This is a genomic window from Streptomyces sp. NPDC091272 (assembly GCF_044757485.1).
Classification (GTDB): domain Bacteria; phylum Actinomycetota; class Actinomycetes; order Streptomycetales; family Streptomycetaceae; genus Streptomyces.
In genome coordinates this window covers 66,906-82,345 of sequence record NZ_JBIVVC010000008.1, presented here as the reverse complement: position 1 = coordinate 82,345, position 15,440 = coordinate 66,906, and the positions used below count along the sequence as shown (strand labels likewise).

16 protein-coding genes are annotated in these 15,440 nt (G+C 72.9%); 4 read left to right on the top strand and 12 right to left on the bottom strand.

Annotated features, from left to right (window positions below; genetic code table 11):
• Positions 1-6 precede the first annotated feature (6 nt).
• Positions 7-591, bottom strand: coding sequence for a rhodanese-like domain-containing protein (locus ACIQM4_RS22580; RefSeq protein WP_401594397.1), 585 nt, complete (start codon positions 589-591; stop codon positions 7-9).
• Positions 592-684: 93 nt separating this feature from the next.
• Here ACIQM4_RS22580 and ACIQM4_RS22575 point away from each other — a divergent pair, with 93 nt between their 5' ends.
• Complete coding sequence (locus tag ACIQM4_RS22575; protein WP_401594395.1) at positions 685-1,143, top strand: Lrp/AsnC family transcriptional regulator; 459 nt, start codon at positions 685-687, stop codon at positions 1,141-1,143.
• On the opposite strand, the gene ACIQM4_RS22570 is transcribed toward ACIQM4_RS22575, so the two are convergent.
• The 3 genes from ACIQM4_RS22570 to ACIQM4_RS22560 form a co-directional block, all read right to left on the bottom strand.
• Positions 1,140-4,145: an AAA family ATPase gene (locus tag ACIQM4_RS22570; protein ID WP_401594392.1), complete on the bottom strand. Its 3,006-nt coding sequence runs from the start codon at positions 4,143-4,145 to the stop codon at positions 1,140-1,142. The genes ACIQM4_RS22575 and ACIQM4_RS22570 overlap by 4 nt on opposite strands.
• Positions 4,142-5,311 (bottom strand): exonuclease SbcCD subunit D, encoded by a 1,170-nt coding sequence (locus ACIQM4_RS22565; RefSeq protein ID WP_401594390.1) that lies wholly within the window; start codon positions 5,309-5,311, stop codon positions 4,142-4,144. Before ACIQM4_RS22565 ends, ACIQM4_RS22570 begins: the two co-directional genes overlap by 4 nt.
• A gap of 245 nt (positions 5,312-5,556) precedes the next feature.
• Positions 5,557-6,183, bottom strand: a complete 627-nt coding sequence (locus ACIQM4_RS22560) for a YigZ family protein (RefSeq protein WP_401594387.1) — start codon at positions 6,181-6,183, stop codon at positions 5,557-5,559.
• Positions 6,184-6,283: 100 nt separating this feature from the next.
• Here ACIQM4_RS22560 and ACIQM4_RS22555 point away from each other — a divergent pair, with 100 nt between their 5' ends.
• Entirely contained in the window at positions 6,284-6,691 is a 408-nt protein-coding gene (locus ACIQM4_RS22555; RefSeq protein ID WP_401594385.1) for a CoA-binding protein, read from the top strand.
• A 79-nt stretch (positions 6,692-6,770) separates the two neighbouring features.
• Here the strand turns inward: ACIQM4_RS22555 and ACIQM4_RS22550 are convergent, their stop codons facing one another.
• The 7 genes from ACIQM4_RS22550 to ACIQM4_RS22520 all read right to left on the bottom strand — a co-directional run bounded on the left by ACIQM4_RS22550 (position 6,771) and on the right by ACIQM4_RS22520 (position 11,737).
• Positions 6,771-7,385, bottom strand: a complete 615-nt coding sequence (locus ACIQM4_RS22550; RefSeq protein ID WP_401594383.1) for a hypothetical protein — start codon at positions 7,383-7,385, stop codon at positions 6,771-6,773.
• A 187-nt stretch (positions 7,386-7,572) separates the two neighbouring features.
• Positions 7,573-8,145: a helix-turn-helix domain-containing protein gene (locus ACIQM4_RS22545; RefSeq protein ID WP_401594381.1), complete on the bottom strand. Its 573-nt coding sequence runs from the start codon at positions 8,143-8,145 to the stop codon at positions 7,573-7,575.
• Between the two features lie 121 nt (positions 8,146-8,266).
• Positions 8,267-9,049 (bottom strand): acyltransferase, encoded by a 783-nt coding sequence (locus tag ACIQM4_RS22540; protein ID WP_401594378.1) that lies wholly within the window; start codon positions 9,047-9,049, stop codon positions 8,267-8,269.
• Positions 9,050-9,418: 369 nt separating this feature from the next.
• Entirely contained in the window at positions 9,419-9,553 is a 135-nt protein-coding gene (locus ACIQM4_RS22535; RefSeq protein ID WP_401594377.1) for a hypothetical protein, read from the bottom strand.
• 148 nt (positions 9,554-9,701) lie between these two features.
• Entirely contained in the window at positions 9,702-10,295 is a 594-nt protein-coding gene (locus ACIQM4_RS22530; RefSeq protein ID WP_401594374.1) for a gamma carbonic anhydrase family protein, read from the bottom strand.
• A 34-nt stretch (positions 10,296-10,329) separates the two neighbouring features.
• Positions 10,330-11,073: a DedA family protein gene (locus ACIQM4_RS22525; protein WP_401594371.1), complete on the bottom strand. Its 744-nt coding sequence runs from the start codon at positions 11,071-11,073 to the stop codon at positions 10,330-10,332.
• A 217-nt stretch (positions 11,074-11,290) separates the two neighbouring features.
• Positions 11,291-11,737, bottom strand: coding sequence for a DUF4442 domain-containing protein (locus ACIQM4_RS22520; protein ID WP_401595027.1), 447 nt, complete (start codon positions 11,735-11,737; stop codon positions 11,291-11,293).
• A gap of 131 nt (positions 11,738-11,868) precedes the next feature.
• Here ACIQM4_RS22520 and ACIQM4_RS22515 point away from each other — a divergent pair, with 131 nt between their 5' ends.
• Both ACIQM4_RS22515 and ACIQM4_RS22510 read left to right on the top strand, forming a co-directional pair.
• Complete coding sequence (locus tag ACIQM4_RS22515; RefSeq protein WP_401594368.1) at positions 11,869-13,017, top strand: hypothetical protein; 1,149 nt, start codon at positions 11,869-11,871, stop codon at positions 13,015-13,017.
• Positions 13,018-13,174: 157 nt separating this feature from the next.
• Positions 13,175-14,560 carry an MFS transporter gene (locus tag ACIQM4_RS22510; protein WP_401594365.1) on the top strand — a complete coding sequence of 462 codons (1,386 nt, stop codon included), beginning with the start codon at positions 13,175-13,177 and terminating at the stop codon, positions 14,558-14,560.
• On the opposite strand, the gene ACIQM4_RS22505 is transcribed toward ACIQM4_RS22510, so the two are convergent.
• Entirely contained in the window at positions 14,522-15,370 is an 849-nt protein-coding gene (locus tag ACIQM4_RS22505; protein WP_401594363.1) for a spermidine synthase, read from the bottom strand. The two genes, ACIQM4_RS22510 and ACIQM4_RS22505, sit on opposite strands and share 39 nt — an antisense overlap.
• Positions 15,371-15,440 lie beyond the last annotated feature (70 nt).

The window sequence follows — 15,440 nt, the reverse complement described above, 5'->3', positions numbered from 1 at the left end:
GGTGCTTCAGCAGCCGCAGTCCGCCGCGCCGATCGGGGCCGTCAGGGGATCCGCGTCACGGGTCTGCCGGCCCTCCCAGGTCTCGTACTCGAAGCCCTCCCTGATCCAGTACTCCATGCCGCCCAGCATCTCCTTGACCTGGTAGCCGAGTTGGGCGAGGGCGAGGGCCGCGCGGGTCGCACCGTTGCAGCCGGGGCCCCAGCAGTACGTGACGACGGGGACCCCGGGGTCGAGGAGACGGCCCGCCTGCTCGGGGATGAGGGCGGTCGGCAGGTGGAGGGCGCCGGGCACGTGCCCCTGGTCCCAGGACTCGGTGGACCGGGAGTCGATCACCACGAACCCGGGGTCCTCTCCCGAGGCGAGCGCGCCGGCGACGTCGGAGACGTCCGCGTGGAACGCGAGGGCCGCACCGAAGTACGCCGCGGCTGCCGCGGGCGCGGCGGGCGGGACCCGCAGCACGGAGTTCACGGGCCGGGGGCTGAGCGGCCGGGCGTCGACCGGCTGAGCGTCGGCCGGCTGAGCGTCGACCGACCAGGCGTTGACCGACTGGGCATTGACCGGCTGGGCGAGGTCTGTGGTGGTGTTCGTCATGGCTCGAAATCTACGGGTGAAGATCATTGGCTTGAAGTAGCCTCCCCCTGCACTTCTCTTGATCTGCCGGGGATTCCCCTGTTGTCTGGGCCCATGACCGGATATTCACCGGACGCCACCGACTGGCGCATTCTGGAAGCCCTGCAGCGGGACGGCCGGGCCACGTTCGCGGAGCTGGCGCGGGCCGTCTCGATGTCGTCGAGCGCGGTGACCGAGCGGGTCCGCAGGCTGGAGGAGGCGGGCGTGATCTCCGGGTACTCCGCCGTGGTCGAGCCCGAACGGCTCGGGATACCGATCCTGGCGTTCGTACGGCTGCGCTATCCGCACGGCAACTACAAGCCGTTCCACGACCTGCTGGACGCGACGCCCGAGGTGCTGGAGGCGCACCACGTCACGGGCGACGACTGCTTCGTGCTCAAGGTCGCCGCGCGGTCCATGCGGCACCTGGAGGAGGTGTCGGGGCGGATCGGGGCGCTCGGCTCCGTGACGACCAGCGTCGTCTACTCCTCACCGCTGGCACGCCGTGCGGTCAGCCGGTCCGTCCCTGCCTAGAGGTGGTGGCGGACCGCCGAGCCGTTGCGTTGTTTGACCACTTCGAGCCGGGTTCCGATGCGCTGGCGCAGGTCGCCGACGTGGCTCACGATGCCGACGTTGCGGTTGCGTTCGCGCAGCGCGTCCAGGACGTCGATGACCTCGTCGAGGGTCTGCTCGTCGAGGCTGCCGAAGCCCTCGTCGATGAAGAGGGTGTCCAGGCGCACCCCGCCCGCCTCGTCGGTGACCACGTCCGCGAGGCCGAGCGCGAGGGCCAGGGAGGCGAAGAAGGTCTCACCGCCCGACAGGGTCGAGGTGTCGCGTTCGCGGCCCGTCCAGGAGTCGACGACGTGCAGGCCGAGGCCGGCCCGCCGGCTGCCCGTCCCGGCGCTCCGCTCGTCGGAGTGGACGAGCGTGTACCGGCCGTCGGACATCCGGTGCAGCCGTGCGGTCGCGGCGGCGGCGACCTGTTCGAGCCGGGCCGCGAGCACGTACGACTCAAGGCGCATCTTGCGTTCGTTGTCGGCGGAGGTCCCCGCGGTCAGTCCGGCGAGGCGGGCCACCCGTTCGTACTCCGTGCGCAGCGGGCCGAGTTGGCGTGCTTCGGCCTCGGCCTGCCGCGCGAGGCGGGCCAGTGCCGCGCACCGGCTCCTGGCCGCGTCGTACGCCGAGGTGGCGTCCCGCTGTGCGCGTTCGGCGGCGGCGAGTGCGTCCTGCGCCGTCCGCGGGTCGGCGCCGGGCTGCTGCGCCGCGTCCGCCGCGTCGGCCTCCCGCAGCCGCTCGGCGACCGCCGCCCGTTCGGACTGCCAGGCGTCGATGCGGTGCTGGAGCTCGCGCCGGCGAGGGTCGTCCAGGAAGGCCGCGCCCGCGTCCTGCGGCGTCGCGAACCCGGCCTTGAACGCGGCGTCGGCCAGCGCGCCGTCGGCCTCCTTGAGCCGCTCCGCCGTCACCTCGTGGGCGCGGACCGTCTCCGCCGCTCCGGCGAGCAGCTCGACCCGGTGCCGCAACAGCGCGAACTGTTCCTCCACACTGCCCGCTTCTCCGCGTGAGCGGGCCAGCTCCTCCTCCAGGGAGGTGAGTTCCCGGTCGAGGGCCTCGCGGTGGGAGGTGCGGGCGGCGCCACGCCGTGCGGCCTGCTCCCGCGCCTCGACGCGGCGGGTGTACTCGCGCTCGGCCCGGTCGAGGGCCTCCCTCGCGGCGTGCATGTCGCCCGCACCGGTGCGCGCCGCGGTGTACTCGCGCTGCACCTGGTGGGCGTGCGCGGCGAGTTCCGCGACGCTCGCACCGCCTGCCTCGGCCTGCGCGGCGGCGAGGGTTTCGCGCAGCCGTGACAGTGCGCTCTCGGCCTGCGTCCTGGCGGCCTCTGCCCTGCCGTACGCCTCCTCGGCCTGCTGCTCGGCGGCCCGGTCGACGTGCCGCGCCCCGGCGCGGGCGGGGGCCGGGTGCTCGGTGGCGCCACAGACCTTGCAGGCCTCGCCTTCGCTCAGGCCGGCGGCCAGCTCGGCGGCGATCCCGCTGAGCCTGCGCTCGCGCAGGTCGAGCCAGCTCTCGCGGGCACTGCCCGAACTGTCGCGGGCGGCCCGCACCTCGTCCTCCGCCGTGCCCACCTGCCGGCCGAGTTCGTCACGGCGGCGGGCGGCGTCGAGCCGGGCGTGGGCCGGTTCCACCTGCGACTCCAGGTGGCCGGCGCGGGTGGCCGCCTCCTGCGCGGCCTCGATGCGCTCCTGGTGAGCGCGCCGTACGCCCTCCCACCCGGCCAGCCACTCGTCGGCGTCCTGGCGCAGTTCGTCGTCCGCGCGGGCCTCCCGGTCGAGCGCGGCGCGTTCGGCGCCGAGTTCGGCGGTGCGGCGCTCGGCCCGGCGGGCGGCGTCGAGGCCGCCCAGTTCCTGCCGCATCCGGCGTTCGCGCTCGGCGAGCTGGTCGACGCCGGCGTCCGCGAGGGACGCGGGGAGCCGGCCGCGGGCCTGCTCACAGTCGCGGCTCGCGATCCGGTGCTCCCGGTCGGCTGCGTCCCGCAGGGCCAGTGCGGGTGCCACCCGGTCGGCGGCCCTGGCCAGGTCCTGGCGGGCGCACAGCCGCTCGTACTCCTCGCGGCGGGCGTCCAGGGCGTCGGCGCGCCGCCGGGTGTCGGCGAAGCGCTCCTGGAGCCGGAGCAGTTCGCGCTGCTCCTCCAGGACGCGGCGGGCCGCTGCCTGCCTGCTCCCGGTGGCCGCGACGGCGAGGTCCGCGAGGTCGCGGCGTTCGGTGGCGCCGCTGCGGATCACCGCGGCCCACCCAAGGACCGACGCGGCGAGCCCCGGGTCACCGGGGCGCTCCTCGGGCCGCGGCAGGTCGGCCGCGGCCGGGCCCGCCGCCTCCGCCGTCCGTTCGGCGAGCGCGAGGAGCCGGTCGTCGCCTGCCTTGACCTGCTGCTCGGCGGTGCGCCGCAGTTCGGCGAGACGCTCCTCGACGGCGGCGAACCTGCGGGTGTCGAAGAGCTTGCCGAGGAGTTTGCCGCGGGCTTCCGCGTCGGCACGCAGGAACCGGGCGAAGTCGCCCTGCGGGAGCAGCACGACCTGGCAGAACTGCTCGCGGTTCATCCCGACGAGCTGGCCGATCTCCTCGCCGATCTCCTGGTGGGAGCGGCTCAGGGCCTGCCACTGCCCCGAGTCCGCGTCGTACTCGCTCAGCCAGCTCTGTGCCTTGTCGGTGACGAATCCGGTGCGGCGGCCCTTCTTGGGACGTTGCTGGGCCGGCCTGCGGGTGACCGCCAGCCGGCGTCCGCCGACGGTCAGTTCGAGGGCGACCTCGGTGGGGAGGCCGGGGGCGGCGTGGTCGCTGCGCAGGGTGGGCCCGCGCCCTTCGCGTGCACCGGGCACCGATCCGTACAGCGCGAAGCAGACGGCGTCCAGGACGGAGGTCTTGCCCGCACCCGTCGGCCCGTGCAGCAGGAACAGTCCCGCGCCGGACAGCGCGTCGAAGTCGACCTGCTGGGTGGAGCCGAAGGGGCCGAAGGCGGTGATGCGCAGGGAGTGCAGTCTCATCGGGCGACCTCGCGCACCGTCTCGTCGACCCGGACGTCGTCGAAGACGCCCCGCAGCACGGCCCGTTCCCGCCCGTCGGGGCCGCTGCCGCCGCGTACGTGCGCCACGAAGTCCTCCGCGATCTGCTGGTCGTCGCGCCCCTTGAGCCGCTGGGCGTACGAGACGTGATCGTCCTCGGGGCCCCGGTCGGGGGCGAAGACCAGGCTGACGGTGTGCGGGAAGCGCGCGCAGAGCCTGGCCATCGGGTCGTCCGGGCGGACCGGGTCGGTCAGCGTCGCCTCGACCCAGGAGCCCTCGTGCCCGTCCAGGGCGGGGTCTTCGAGCAGGTCCTCCAGCCGGCCGCGCAGCCGGGCGAGCGGGCGGGGCGCGGGGCAGTCGAGCCGGTCGGCCCCGGCGATCTCCCCGCCGGGGCCGAGGTCGATCAGCCACATCGTCTTGCGGTGGTCGGCCTCGGAGAAGGAGTAGGCGAGCGGCGATCCGGAGTAGCGGACCCGCTCGGTGACCCGCTGCGCGCCGTGCAGATGACCGAGCGCGACGTAGTCGACGCCGTCGAAGACCCCGGCGGGGACGGCGGCCACCCCGCCGACGGTGATGTCCCGCTCGCTGTCGGACGGTTCGCCGCCCGCGACGAAGGCGTGCGCCAGGACGACCGAGCGGGTGCCGGCGGGCCGGGAGGCGAGGTCGGCGCGGACCTGGTCCATGGCGGCGGTCAGGACCTGTTCGTGCCGTGCCTTGGCCGCGCCGAGCTGGTCCTTCACGAGCGCGGGCTCCAGGTAGGGCAGTCCGTAGAAGGCCACGTCGCCGTGGTCGTCTGACAGCATCACCGGGGTGGCGCAGCCCGCCGGGTCGGTCCGCAGGTGGATGCCGGCCCGCTCGATGAGGCCCGCCCCGACGCCGAGCCGGCGGGCCGAGTCGTGGTTGCCGGAGATCATCACCGTCGGCACCTCCTCGGCGGCGAGCCGGTGCAGGGCCATGTCGAAGATCTCCACCGCGGCGAGCGGGGGCACGGCGCGGTCGTACACGTCCCCCGCGACCAGCACCACGTCCACCTCGTGCGCGCGAACCGTCTCGACCAGGTGGTCGAGGTACGCGGCCTGGGCGTCGAGCAGTCCCACCCGGTGGAAGGACCGCCCGAGGTGCCAGTCGGACGTGTGCAGAAGCCTCATGGTTCACGAGAGTAAAGGGAGGGTCCGACAATCAAGACGGCAACGGTGGAATCCGCCTCACCACCGGCCTCACGCGTCACCGGCCGGACCTGCCGGGATCCGCCCGGAGGGGCCCCGCGGAGGTACGACCCTCGAATGCTTCGGGCCGAACCCGCCAAGCCGCCCGTGGGCACCCGGAACGACCCGCGGAGGGTGTGCTTCGAGCCGTCCCCCGCGCCTTCGAGCCGTCCCCCGCGCGACCCGCCTCAGCCGTCGCCGTACGCCTCGCCGCCCAGCTCGAACCCGGCGGTCCCCGCCGTCGCGTCCGCGAGCCAGCTGCGGAAGGACTCCACGTCGGAGTCGGGCAGTCCGATGCCGATGGTCACCGCCTCCCCGTACGACACCTCGCGCACGGAACGCCCGGTGGTCCGCAGGTCGTTCTCCAGCTTTCCCGCGCGCTGGTGGTCAATCGTGACGGTGGCGAGCCGGAAGCGGCGGCGCGTGACGGTGCCGAGCTCGTCCAGTGCCTCGCCGACCACGCCTCCGTACGCCCTGATCAGGCCACCCGCGCCGAGTTTCACACCGCCGTAGTAACGGGTGACGACCGCGACGGCGTAGCGCACCTCGCGGCGCATCAGCATCTGGAGCATCGGGACACCGGCGGTGCCGCCCGGCTCTCCGTCGTCGCTGGCCTTCTGGATCCCCGCGTCGGCGCCGACCACGTACGCGTAGCAGTTGTGGGAGGCGGTCGGGTGCTCCTTGCGGACGCGCGCGACGAAGTCCTGTGCCTCCTGCTCGGTCGCGGCGGGTGCGAGCACGCAGAGGAACCGGGATCGGTTGATCTCCGTCTCGTGCACGCCCTCGTGGGGGACGGTCCGGTACTGCTCCTGCATCCACCCACCCTATGCGGACCTGGCGAAACGTCGCTGCCGGGGAATCCGTCGGCCCGCCCGTACGTTCTGTCCCCAGACCCACTCTCCTTGGAGGCACGGCATGTACGGCGACCCGGCGACCATCCGCAGGATCCTGACCGAGAGCGGCGACACCTGGGCGGTGGTCGGCCTGTCCACGAACGAGTCGCGTGCCGCGTACGGGGTGGCCGCGGTCCTCCGGCGCTTCGGCAAGCGCGTCGTGCCGGTGCACCCGAAGGCACAGGCGGTGCACGGCGAGCAGGGGTATGCGTCGCTGGCCGAAATCCCCTTCCCCGTCGACGTGGTGGACGTGTTCGTCAACAGCGACCTGGCGGGCCAGGTGGCCGACGAGGCGGTCTCGATCGGGGCGAAGGCGGTGTGGTTCCAGCTGGGCGTGGTGGACGAGGCGGCCTACGCCAGGACCACGGACGCGGGCCTGGACATGGTCATGGACCGCTGCCCGGCCATCGAGATCCCGCGCCTGGGCTGAGAGAGACGACACCTCACGGCCGGCACCCGCGCCGCGCCTCGCCTCGCCTCGCCTCGCCTCGCCTCGTCGGCATGCTTCGTCAGCGTACGGACGGGCAAGGTCGGCCGTACGCTGCCGCGCGTGCCTCGAAGCCCGGCGGCAGCCAGCCGTGCGAGAGCAGCCGCGGGTGCGCGGGGAACGCCGCGTAAGCCGCCAGCACAAAGATCAGCGACGCCCAGAGGCTGTGCAGGCGCACCGTGGTGTAGCCCTTGCCGTTGATGTCGTGGAAGGCGCACTCGAAGGTGTCGGTGGCGACCAGGTCCATGGTGGACAGCCCGTCCCAGCCGAGGTCGAGCCAGGTCTGCGGGTGCGAGAAGATCGCGCGGCGGTCGGTGACGGTGACCTCGCCCTGTCCTTCCAGGACCCAGCGGGGCTGGGCCGCCGCCTGCGCCTGCTGTCTGCGGGCGTTGTTGCCCATGGCGTTCACCGCGAGGGCGCCGACGACGAACCCGGTCGAGCCCATCGCCATGGTGCTGGTCTGCGTGTACGAGCCGTCGCCGACGGCCCGCCAGGTGGACCGGGCGGCGGGACCTGCGGCGAGCGACAGCTCGCCGGGGGCGAGCCGGGCGGTGGTGGGCAGCGGCGGCCGGTGCGCCAGGCGGCCCTGGGTCAGGTCGTGGACGACGCCGCAGGTGTAGAGCAGGTGATCGTCCATCGTTCCCCAGGGCGGCCCCCCTTGGGCGCCCGGGTGCGGCTGGATCGGGCCTGGCCGGCCCGGCTGCGGATGGCCCGGCTGCGTCTGCCCTGTCTGCATCCGCACCGGAAAGGTGTTCTCGTCCACGGGTCCCCCGTCCGACAGCCTGGATCGTTCACAGCCATGGTAGGGATCCGCCTCCGGTCGGTCACCTCACGGGCGGAATCGACACCGCCATCGTCATCTCCACCGCCGTCGTGCCGTCGTTGCGGTACGCGTGCGGGGCGTCGGCCCGGAAGGTGGCCGAGGTGCCGGCCGGGACCGCGTGCGAGATGGCGCCCACCACCAGGGTGAGTTCGCCCGCGGTGACGCGCAGGAGTTCGGTGCTCCCGGGCGGGTGCGGGTCGGAGCTGTGTGCGTCACCCGGCGTCAGGTGCCAGGCCCACAGTTCGAGCGGACCGCGGCTCTCGGTCCCGACGAGGAGCGAGGCGTGGCTGCCCGCCCCGGTGGACCACATGCGGACGGCCTGCTCGGCCGCCACCAGACGTACGGGCACGTCCTGTTCGTGGTCGAGGAGCGTGCTGATGCTGACGCCGAGCGCGTCGGCGAGCTTCACGGTGATGCCCACACTGGGGTTGGTGCGCGCCTGCTCGATCTGGATGATCATGCCGCGGCTGACGCCCGCCCGGGTGGCCAGCGCGTCGAGGGTGAATCCCCTCTCGCCGCGCCAGCGTTTGAGGTTGCGGGCGAGCGACTGCGTGAGCTGGTCGAGGTCCGACACGTTCCGTCCGTCTCAGGAGGTGGCCAGGCCGTCCACTATTTTGGACGGACGGTCCACTTTACTGGAATGTCCGGCAGAGCTGCGGGCCTGCCGCCCGGAGTGCGGACGAGCGCCGGCCGGGCTACGAGGCCTCCTGCTCCAACTCGGCCAGTGCGACCAGCTGTTGCGGAGTGATGTCGTGCGGTATCGGGACGGGCGCGGGGGTGCGCATCGGCGGCTGCCACCCGTCCTCCTTGTCCCAGCGGCGTACGATCCGCGCGGGCGCGCCCGCCACCACCGCGTGGTCGGGGACCTCACCTCGCACGACGGCTCCCGCCGCGACGACGACGTTGCGGCCGAGCTTCGCGCCCGGCAGGATCACGGCGTTGGTACCGACCCAGCAGCCGGGCCCGATCTCCACCGGTTCGGTGCGGGGCCACTGCTTGCCGACGGGCTGCTCGGGGTCGTCGTAACTGTGGTTCGTCGAGGTGACGTAGACGTGCGGGCCGAAGTAGCAGTCGTCGCCGACGGTGACCGTGGTGTCGGCGATGATGTGGCTGCCCCGGCCGAGGACGACGCCGTTCCCGAGGGTGAGTATCGGGTCGGGACCGAGGTCGAGGTCGGGCATCATCCCCGCGGTGAGCGTGACGTGTTCGCCGATGATGCAGTAGTCGCCGAGGTGGATCCAGGGCTCGCCGAAGACGGTGCCCTGCGGGAAGGCGAGTTTGCTGCCGTGGCCCAGGGAACCGAAGCGCAGCCGCCCTGGACGCTGTGCACTGACCGCACCCGCCTGCTGGACCAGCCGCCAGCCACTGTGCACGGCCCTGGTCGTGGCTCGGCGCCGCCAGAGCGCGGCGGCGGAGAGGGCCTGCGACGCGGATCCCGTCAGGGCGGAGAAGGAGAACGTGTTTCTGTTCTTCGGCACCCGCACACGGTAGTCGTCAGGGGCCCGGCTGTTGGAAAAGGCCGCCTGTGATCTGCGCCCCAACGCCGGCGTGGACGAAGAGGGCCGCGCGGGTATTGGGTCGTGAACGAAGTGGGCCGGTGCGGCGCACCGGGCCGTGGACGAAGAGGGCCGCGCGGCGCACTGGGACGATGCGCCGCACGGCCCTCCGCTGTTTCCGGCCCTGCTGGTACTGCCGGTGGTGCCGTACTGCCGATGGTGCAAGTCGTTCTGGTGGCTCCGCTGATTCTGGTGTCGCCCGGGTCAGAGCAGAACGCCCAGGCCCAGAACCAGAACGAGGCCGTGGTGGTGCCACGGTCCTTCGTCGCAGAACACGTGCCCCTGGTGCCTTCAGCAGCGGGCGGCCGCGGCCGCCGGCGCGGCCGTCCGCTCGACCGTGCTCGCCGTAGCGATGCCTGCGAGGGGTGCGACGGCGGTGACGGCCAGGGCCGAAGCCGCCACCGCCCGCCCAGCTATGGTGCGCATCTGGGACTCCTAGGGGGAGGAATTGGGACGCACTTAGGCATACCGTGCACCCTCCGCCCTATTACGGGGCCGACCCGCTTACCTCCGTTCGGACCCGCGGTGCGGCCGGTCGCAGCAGTCCGGCTCGCGGGACCGGCCGAAGTGTGCCTCACGCCCCGTCGGACTGCACACCTGCCGACGAGCGGGCCTGCGCCACCGCGTCGCCGTGCTGCTTGGCCAGGTCGCGGTACATGAGGGCGTTGAGCTTGATGCCCTCGCGCTCCTCCGGCGTGAGCTCCCGCCGCACCTTCGCCGGAACACCGGCGACGAGCGAACCCGGCGGCACCGTCATGCCCTGCGGAACCAGCGCCTGGGCGGCGATCAGCGAACCGGCGCCGATGACCGCGCCGTTGAGGACGGTGGCCCCCATGCCGACGAGGACGTCGTCCTCCACGGTGCAGCCGTGCAGCACGGCGTTGTGGCCTATCGAGACGCGCTCCCCGACGGTGACGGGGAACCCGGGGTCGACGTGAACGGTGCAGTTGTCCTGGACATTGGAGTCCGCGCCGATGACGATGGGCCCGCAGTCGGCACGCAGCACGGCGTGGTACCAGAGGCTCGCGCCCTCGGCCATGGTGACCTCACCGACGACGACGGAGGTCGGGGCGGCGAAGGCCGCCGGGGAGAGCCGCGGCTGACTGCCGTTGACGCCCATCACCAGGCACTGGCCGGGGCCGCCCGGCTGAGCTGCTGCTTCTGTCATGAGGTGCTCTCCTTGGAACGTGGCGGACGAATGATCAGTCTGCGGTCCCCGTGGCGTTGGCCGCCACGGTCCCCGAAGCCGTCGTCGACCGGTCCGTCCCCACCGCGACCGACTGCGCCCCTGCCTGGTCCGCACCGGCCTCGGGCTGCCGCGCTGAGTCGGCCTCCGCCTTCGCGGCGGCCTTCTTCGCCCGGTTCTTCAGCACCAGCATCGAGGCGACCCCGAAGAGCACCGCGGCAAGCAGGCCCAGCCAGGAGAAGCGCTTCAGCCACGCCTCGGCGACCACACCCACCGAGTAGATGACGGCCGTCGTGCCGCCCGCCCAGACGATGCCGCCCAGCACGTTGGCGATGAGGAACTTCCAGTACGGCATCCGCAGTACGCCCGCGAGCGGTCCGGCGAAGATCCGGAGCAGGGCAACGAAGCGGCCGAAGAAGACCGCCCACATGCCCCACTTCTGGAACGAGCGCTCCGCCATGGCGATCTGCGCCTCGCCGAAGTGCTTGGGGAACCTGTTGCCCATCCAGGCGAGCAGCGGCCGTCCGCCCTTGCGCCCGATCGCGTACCCGATCGAGTCGCCGATGATCGCACCCGCCGTGGCGCACGCACCCAGGATGTACGGGTTGATCTCACCGTGCTGGGAGGCGAGCAGCGCCGAACTGACGAGGACGATCTCACCGGGCAGCGGGATGCCGAGGCTCTCCACCCCGATGACCACCCCCACCAGGATGTAGATGCTCACCGCCGGCACGGTTTCGAGCCAGTGCTGGACGTCCAAAGCCGGTTCCTCCGTCGTACCTGGATGCGCACGGGCAGAGCCGCCCGGCCGGCGCCCGAGCGGCGCACGCCGGGCAGCCTACCTGGCTGGTCACACCGTGGCGGCGGGTGCGCCGGGCCGCCTGCCGCGGCACCGGACGTACGGGAGGGCGGCCCCTGCCCCATTCACACGGAGGAGGCGCCGCCCCGTTGACGTCTGCGCAACAGCCCCGGCGGGCCTACTTGTTCGGAGCGTTCGGGCGCAGTGTCCAGACGACGGTCATCTCCCCTGTCACCGCCCCGTCCTCCCGGGTGATCGCGATCTCGACGGGGAACTCCGGGCGCTCACCGGCGTCCAGCTCCGCCACCACGTCGGCGATCGGGCGGCCCAGGGTGGCGGTCGCGGTGACCACGCCCATGGCGAGCTTCTTGTAGCCGATCTCGGCCTTGACGGCGAGCGGCACGGCGCGGGTCAGCTGGTCGCCGAAGGCGGCGATCACGATCGCACCGCTCGCCGACTCGGCCAGGGTGAACATCGCTCCGGCGTGCGGTCCGCCGACGTGGTTGTGGTACTCGCCGCGGTCCGGCAGGCGGACGACGGCCCGCTCAGGGGTGGTCTCCAGGAACTCCAGGCCCAGCGTGCGGGCCATGGGAACCGTTGCGGCGAGCATCTCGCCGACGGACATCTGATCTGCGCTCATACCCAGTTATGTTACCCATGGGTAGCCTTGTTTGGCCATCCCTTCCCGCAACCCTTCACCTTCCCTCCAGGGGCGGCGGTGGCCCTGCCGTCGGCGCCCCTCTATGGTTACGCGTCATGTGGCCAGGACAGCAGCCGCCCGGGGGCGAGCAGAATCCGCAGGACAAGAACCCGTACCAGCAGCCGGGGTACCCGAACACACCGCCGCCCGGGATGCCGCCGGCCGGTGGCCCGCCCGTGACCCCGCCGCCCGGCGGCCACCAGCAGCCCGCTCCGGCACCGGGTTACGGATACCCGGCGCCCGGCCCCGTACCGACGTCGCCCGGGGCGAACCCGTACCAGGAGCAGACCGGGGCGAGCGGCTACCAGCACCAGTACGGAACGCCCGCGCCGCCAGGACCACCCGTGCCCGGCGGTCCCGGTGGTCCCGACGGTCCGCGGAACGAGCGCAAGAAGACGGTCATTACCGCTGTCGTCGCGGGCGTGGTGGTCATCGCCGCGCTCGTGGGCACCGGCGTCTTCGTCCTCAAGGACGACAAGGACGGCAAGGGCGGCACGCCGCAGGCGGGCGGGGACAAGAACTCCCAGGCGCCCGCCACGAAGCAGCCGACCGCCCCGCCCGCGTCCGACCCGGCGGCGCCCGCCCCCGGCGGCAGCGCGAGCAACCCGCGTGCGGGCATCGACACCAAGCCGACCGTTCCCGGCTGGAAGGTCGTCGTCAACCCCAAGCACGGGTCGATGTTCGACGTCCCGCCGGACTGGGTGGCGGCCTCGTCCGACAGGCTCATCGGCTTCGAGGACGACGCGGGCAAGACCATCGCCATCATGTCCGCCCCCGCGACGCTGAAGGCGAAGTGGTGCTCGGAGACCGACAAGGACGGGGAGGTGGACGACACCTCTCTCTCCCAGACAGGCACCACCGGCACCATCACGGGCTCGAAGACCACCGCCGACGTGGCCGAGGGCCAGGCGGGAAACTGGGCGTACGGCGGCTACGGTCTGAACGACAAGGACAAGGTCAAGGTGGGCAAGGCCAAGCCCTGGACCACGACCTCCGGCCTCACCGGCAGCCTCTCGACCGCCACCGTGGTCGGCGTGAAGAAGACCTCCCGCTGCGTCACCGACGGCAAGGCGTACGCCTTCGGCTTCAAGAACGCGCAGGGCGACTTCAAGACCTGGGTCCTGCACAGCGCCAAGGGCGTCAAGGACGAGGTTCCCGAGGCCCTGGTCACCAAGATCCTCAACACCGTCCGCCTGACTGGCTGAGCCCCCCGCACCGGGCGTACTCCCGCAGGTGGGCGGGGTACGCACCGGTCTTGTTCCCGCAGGTGGGCGGGGTACGGAGCGGGCGCGCTCCCGTGTCCGAGCAGTGGTACGCCCGTTCGGTTTGGCAACTGGGGGCGGCGGGGGCGATAGTCCCTCAGTGACCTCTCCCGCCGACCCGCCGCCGTCCGCGGCCGCACGCCGCCGCCCGTCCTGGGCGAGCCGCAACTACTCGCTGCTCACGGCGTCCGCCGTGGTCACCAACCTCGGCTCGAACGGGGCGCTCATCGCGGCGTCCTTCGCGGTCCTGGCCGCCGGCGGCACGGCGGGCGACGTGGGACTGGTCGCGGCGGCCAGGACCGTACCGCTGATCCTCTTCCTCCTGATCGGCGGCGCGGTGGCCGACCGGCTGCCCCGGCACCGGGTGATGGTCGCAGCCAACGCCCTCAACTGCGTCTCGCAGGGCCTCTTCGCGTTCCTGGTGCTCACCGGCAGCCCCGGTCTGTGGCAGATGATGCTGCTGGCCGGGCTCGGCGGCGCGGCGCAGGCGTTCTTCAACCCGGCCGCCGAGGGGATGCTGCTGTCGACCGTGACCGGTGAACAGGCCGGGCGGGCCTTCGCGGTGTTCCGGATGGCGACCCAGGGCGCCGCGATCGGCGGCACCGCGCTCGGCGGCGCGATGATCGCGGCAGTCGGGCCCGGCTGGGTGCTCGCCATCGACGCGGCCGCGTTCGCCGTCGCGGGCGCGATGCGTGCGTTCCTCGACGTCAAGCACATCCCGGAACGGGTGCGGAGCAGCGGAATGCTCTCCGACCTCCGGGAGGGCTGGCAGGAGGTCGCTTCCCGGCCGTGGCTGTGGGGCATCGTGGGGGCGTTCTCCGCGATCAACGCGGTGGTCGCGGCGGCCGAGGCGGTGTACGGGCCGCTGGTCGCCGAGGAGCACCTGGGCGGCGCCGCCCCGTGGGGCTTCGCACTGGCCGGGTTCGGCGCGGGCACCGTCCTGGGAGCCGTGGTGATGATGCGTTGGAAGCCCCGACGGCTGCTGTTCTCCGGTCTGCTCTGTGTCTTCCCGCTCGCCCTGCCCTCCGCCGGCCTGGCGGTCCCGCTGCCCGCGTGGACGCTCGTCGCCGTCATGTTCGTCACCGGTGTCTCGCTGGAGATGTTCGGTGTCTCCTGGATGACCGCGCTGCACCAGGAGATCCCCGAGGAGAAGTTCTCCCGCGTCTCCTCGTACGACTGGCTGGGCTCGCTCGCCATGGTGCCGATCGCGACATCGCTCGCGGGGCCCGCCGAGAACGCCTTCGGCCGCTCCAACGCCCTCTGGGGTTCGGCCGCCCTGATCGTCGTGCTGACGGTGGCGATGCTGATGATCCCCGACGTACGCAACCTCCGCCGCCGCTCCCCCGATCCGGTGCTCGCGGCGGAACCCGCCACGCCGGGACCGCCCCCGGAGCCGCACCTCACGCCTGCGCCCGCTCCCTCGCCCCTGCCGTCCGCCCAGCTGTCCTCACCCGATGCCGAAGGCACCGGCGGGCGGCTCGGGTGACGCGACCGCGTCCGCGTCGGGGACCGCTGCCGCTCCTCTGACGAACCGGTCCAGCGCGGCGCCGTGCTCGACCCGCGCGGGAAAGGCGTCAGCCGCCGTACGACGGGCCAGGGAGACGGTGTCGATCGGCCGGCGGGAGGCGACGAGCACCGCGTTGCCGAACCGGCGGCCGCGCAGCACCCCTGGCTCCGCGATCAGCGCGAGCTCGGTGAACTCCGTGCGGAACGTGGCGAGTTGGGAGCGGAGGAAGTCGAAGGGCGCCCCGTCGGCGAGGTTCGCCGCGTAGATCCCGCCGTCGCGCAGCACCCGGGCCGCCTCGCGCGCGTAGCCGACCGACGTGAAGGCGGCAGGCACCCGGGAGCCGCCGAAGACGTCCGCGATCAGGACGTCGGCGCAGTCGGCAGGGGCTTTCTCCAGCCAGCCCCGCCCGTCCTGGCCGTGCACCGTGATCCCGGCCCCGCCGTCCGGCAGCGGCAGGTGCTCGGCGACGAGTGCGAGCAGCCCCCGGTCGGCCTCGACGACTTCCTGCTGCGAGCCGGGCCGGGTCGCGGCGACGTACCGGGGCAGTGAGAGCCCGCCGCCGCCGAGATGGACGACGTCCAGGGGCTCGCCGGGCCCCGCGGCGCCGTCGACGACGTGAGCGAGCCTGCGCGCGTACTCGAACTCCAGGTACGCGGGGTCGTCCAGGTCCACGTACGACTGGGGCGCACCGTCCACCGTGAGCACCCAGGCGTGCGCGCGGTCGATGTCGGGCATCAGGCGGGCGGTGCCGCCGTCGACGTCCCGGACGACCGGTACGGAATCGTTCATCCGCCGATTGTCCCCCGGCCGCCGGCCGCCCTTCGACCCGGCACCGGGCGGACAGGCCCGTCCCCCGTCC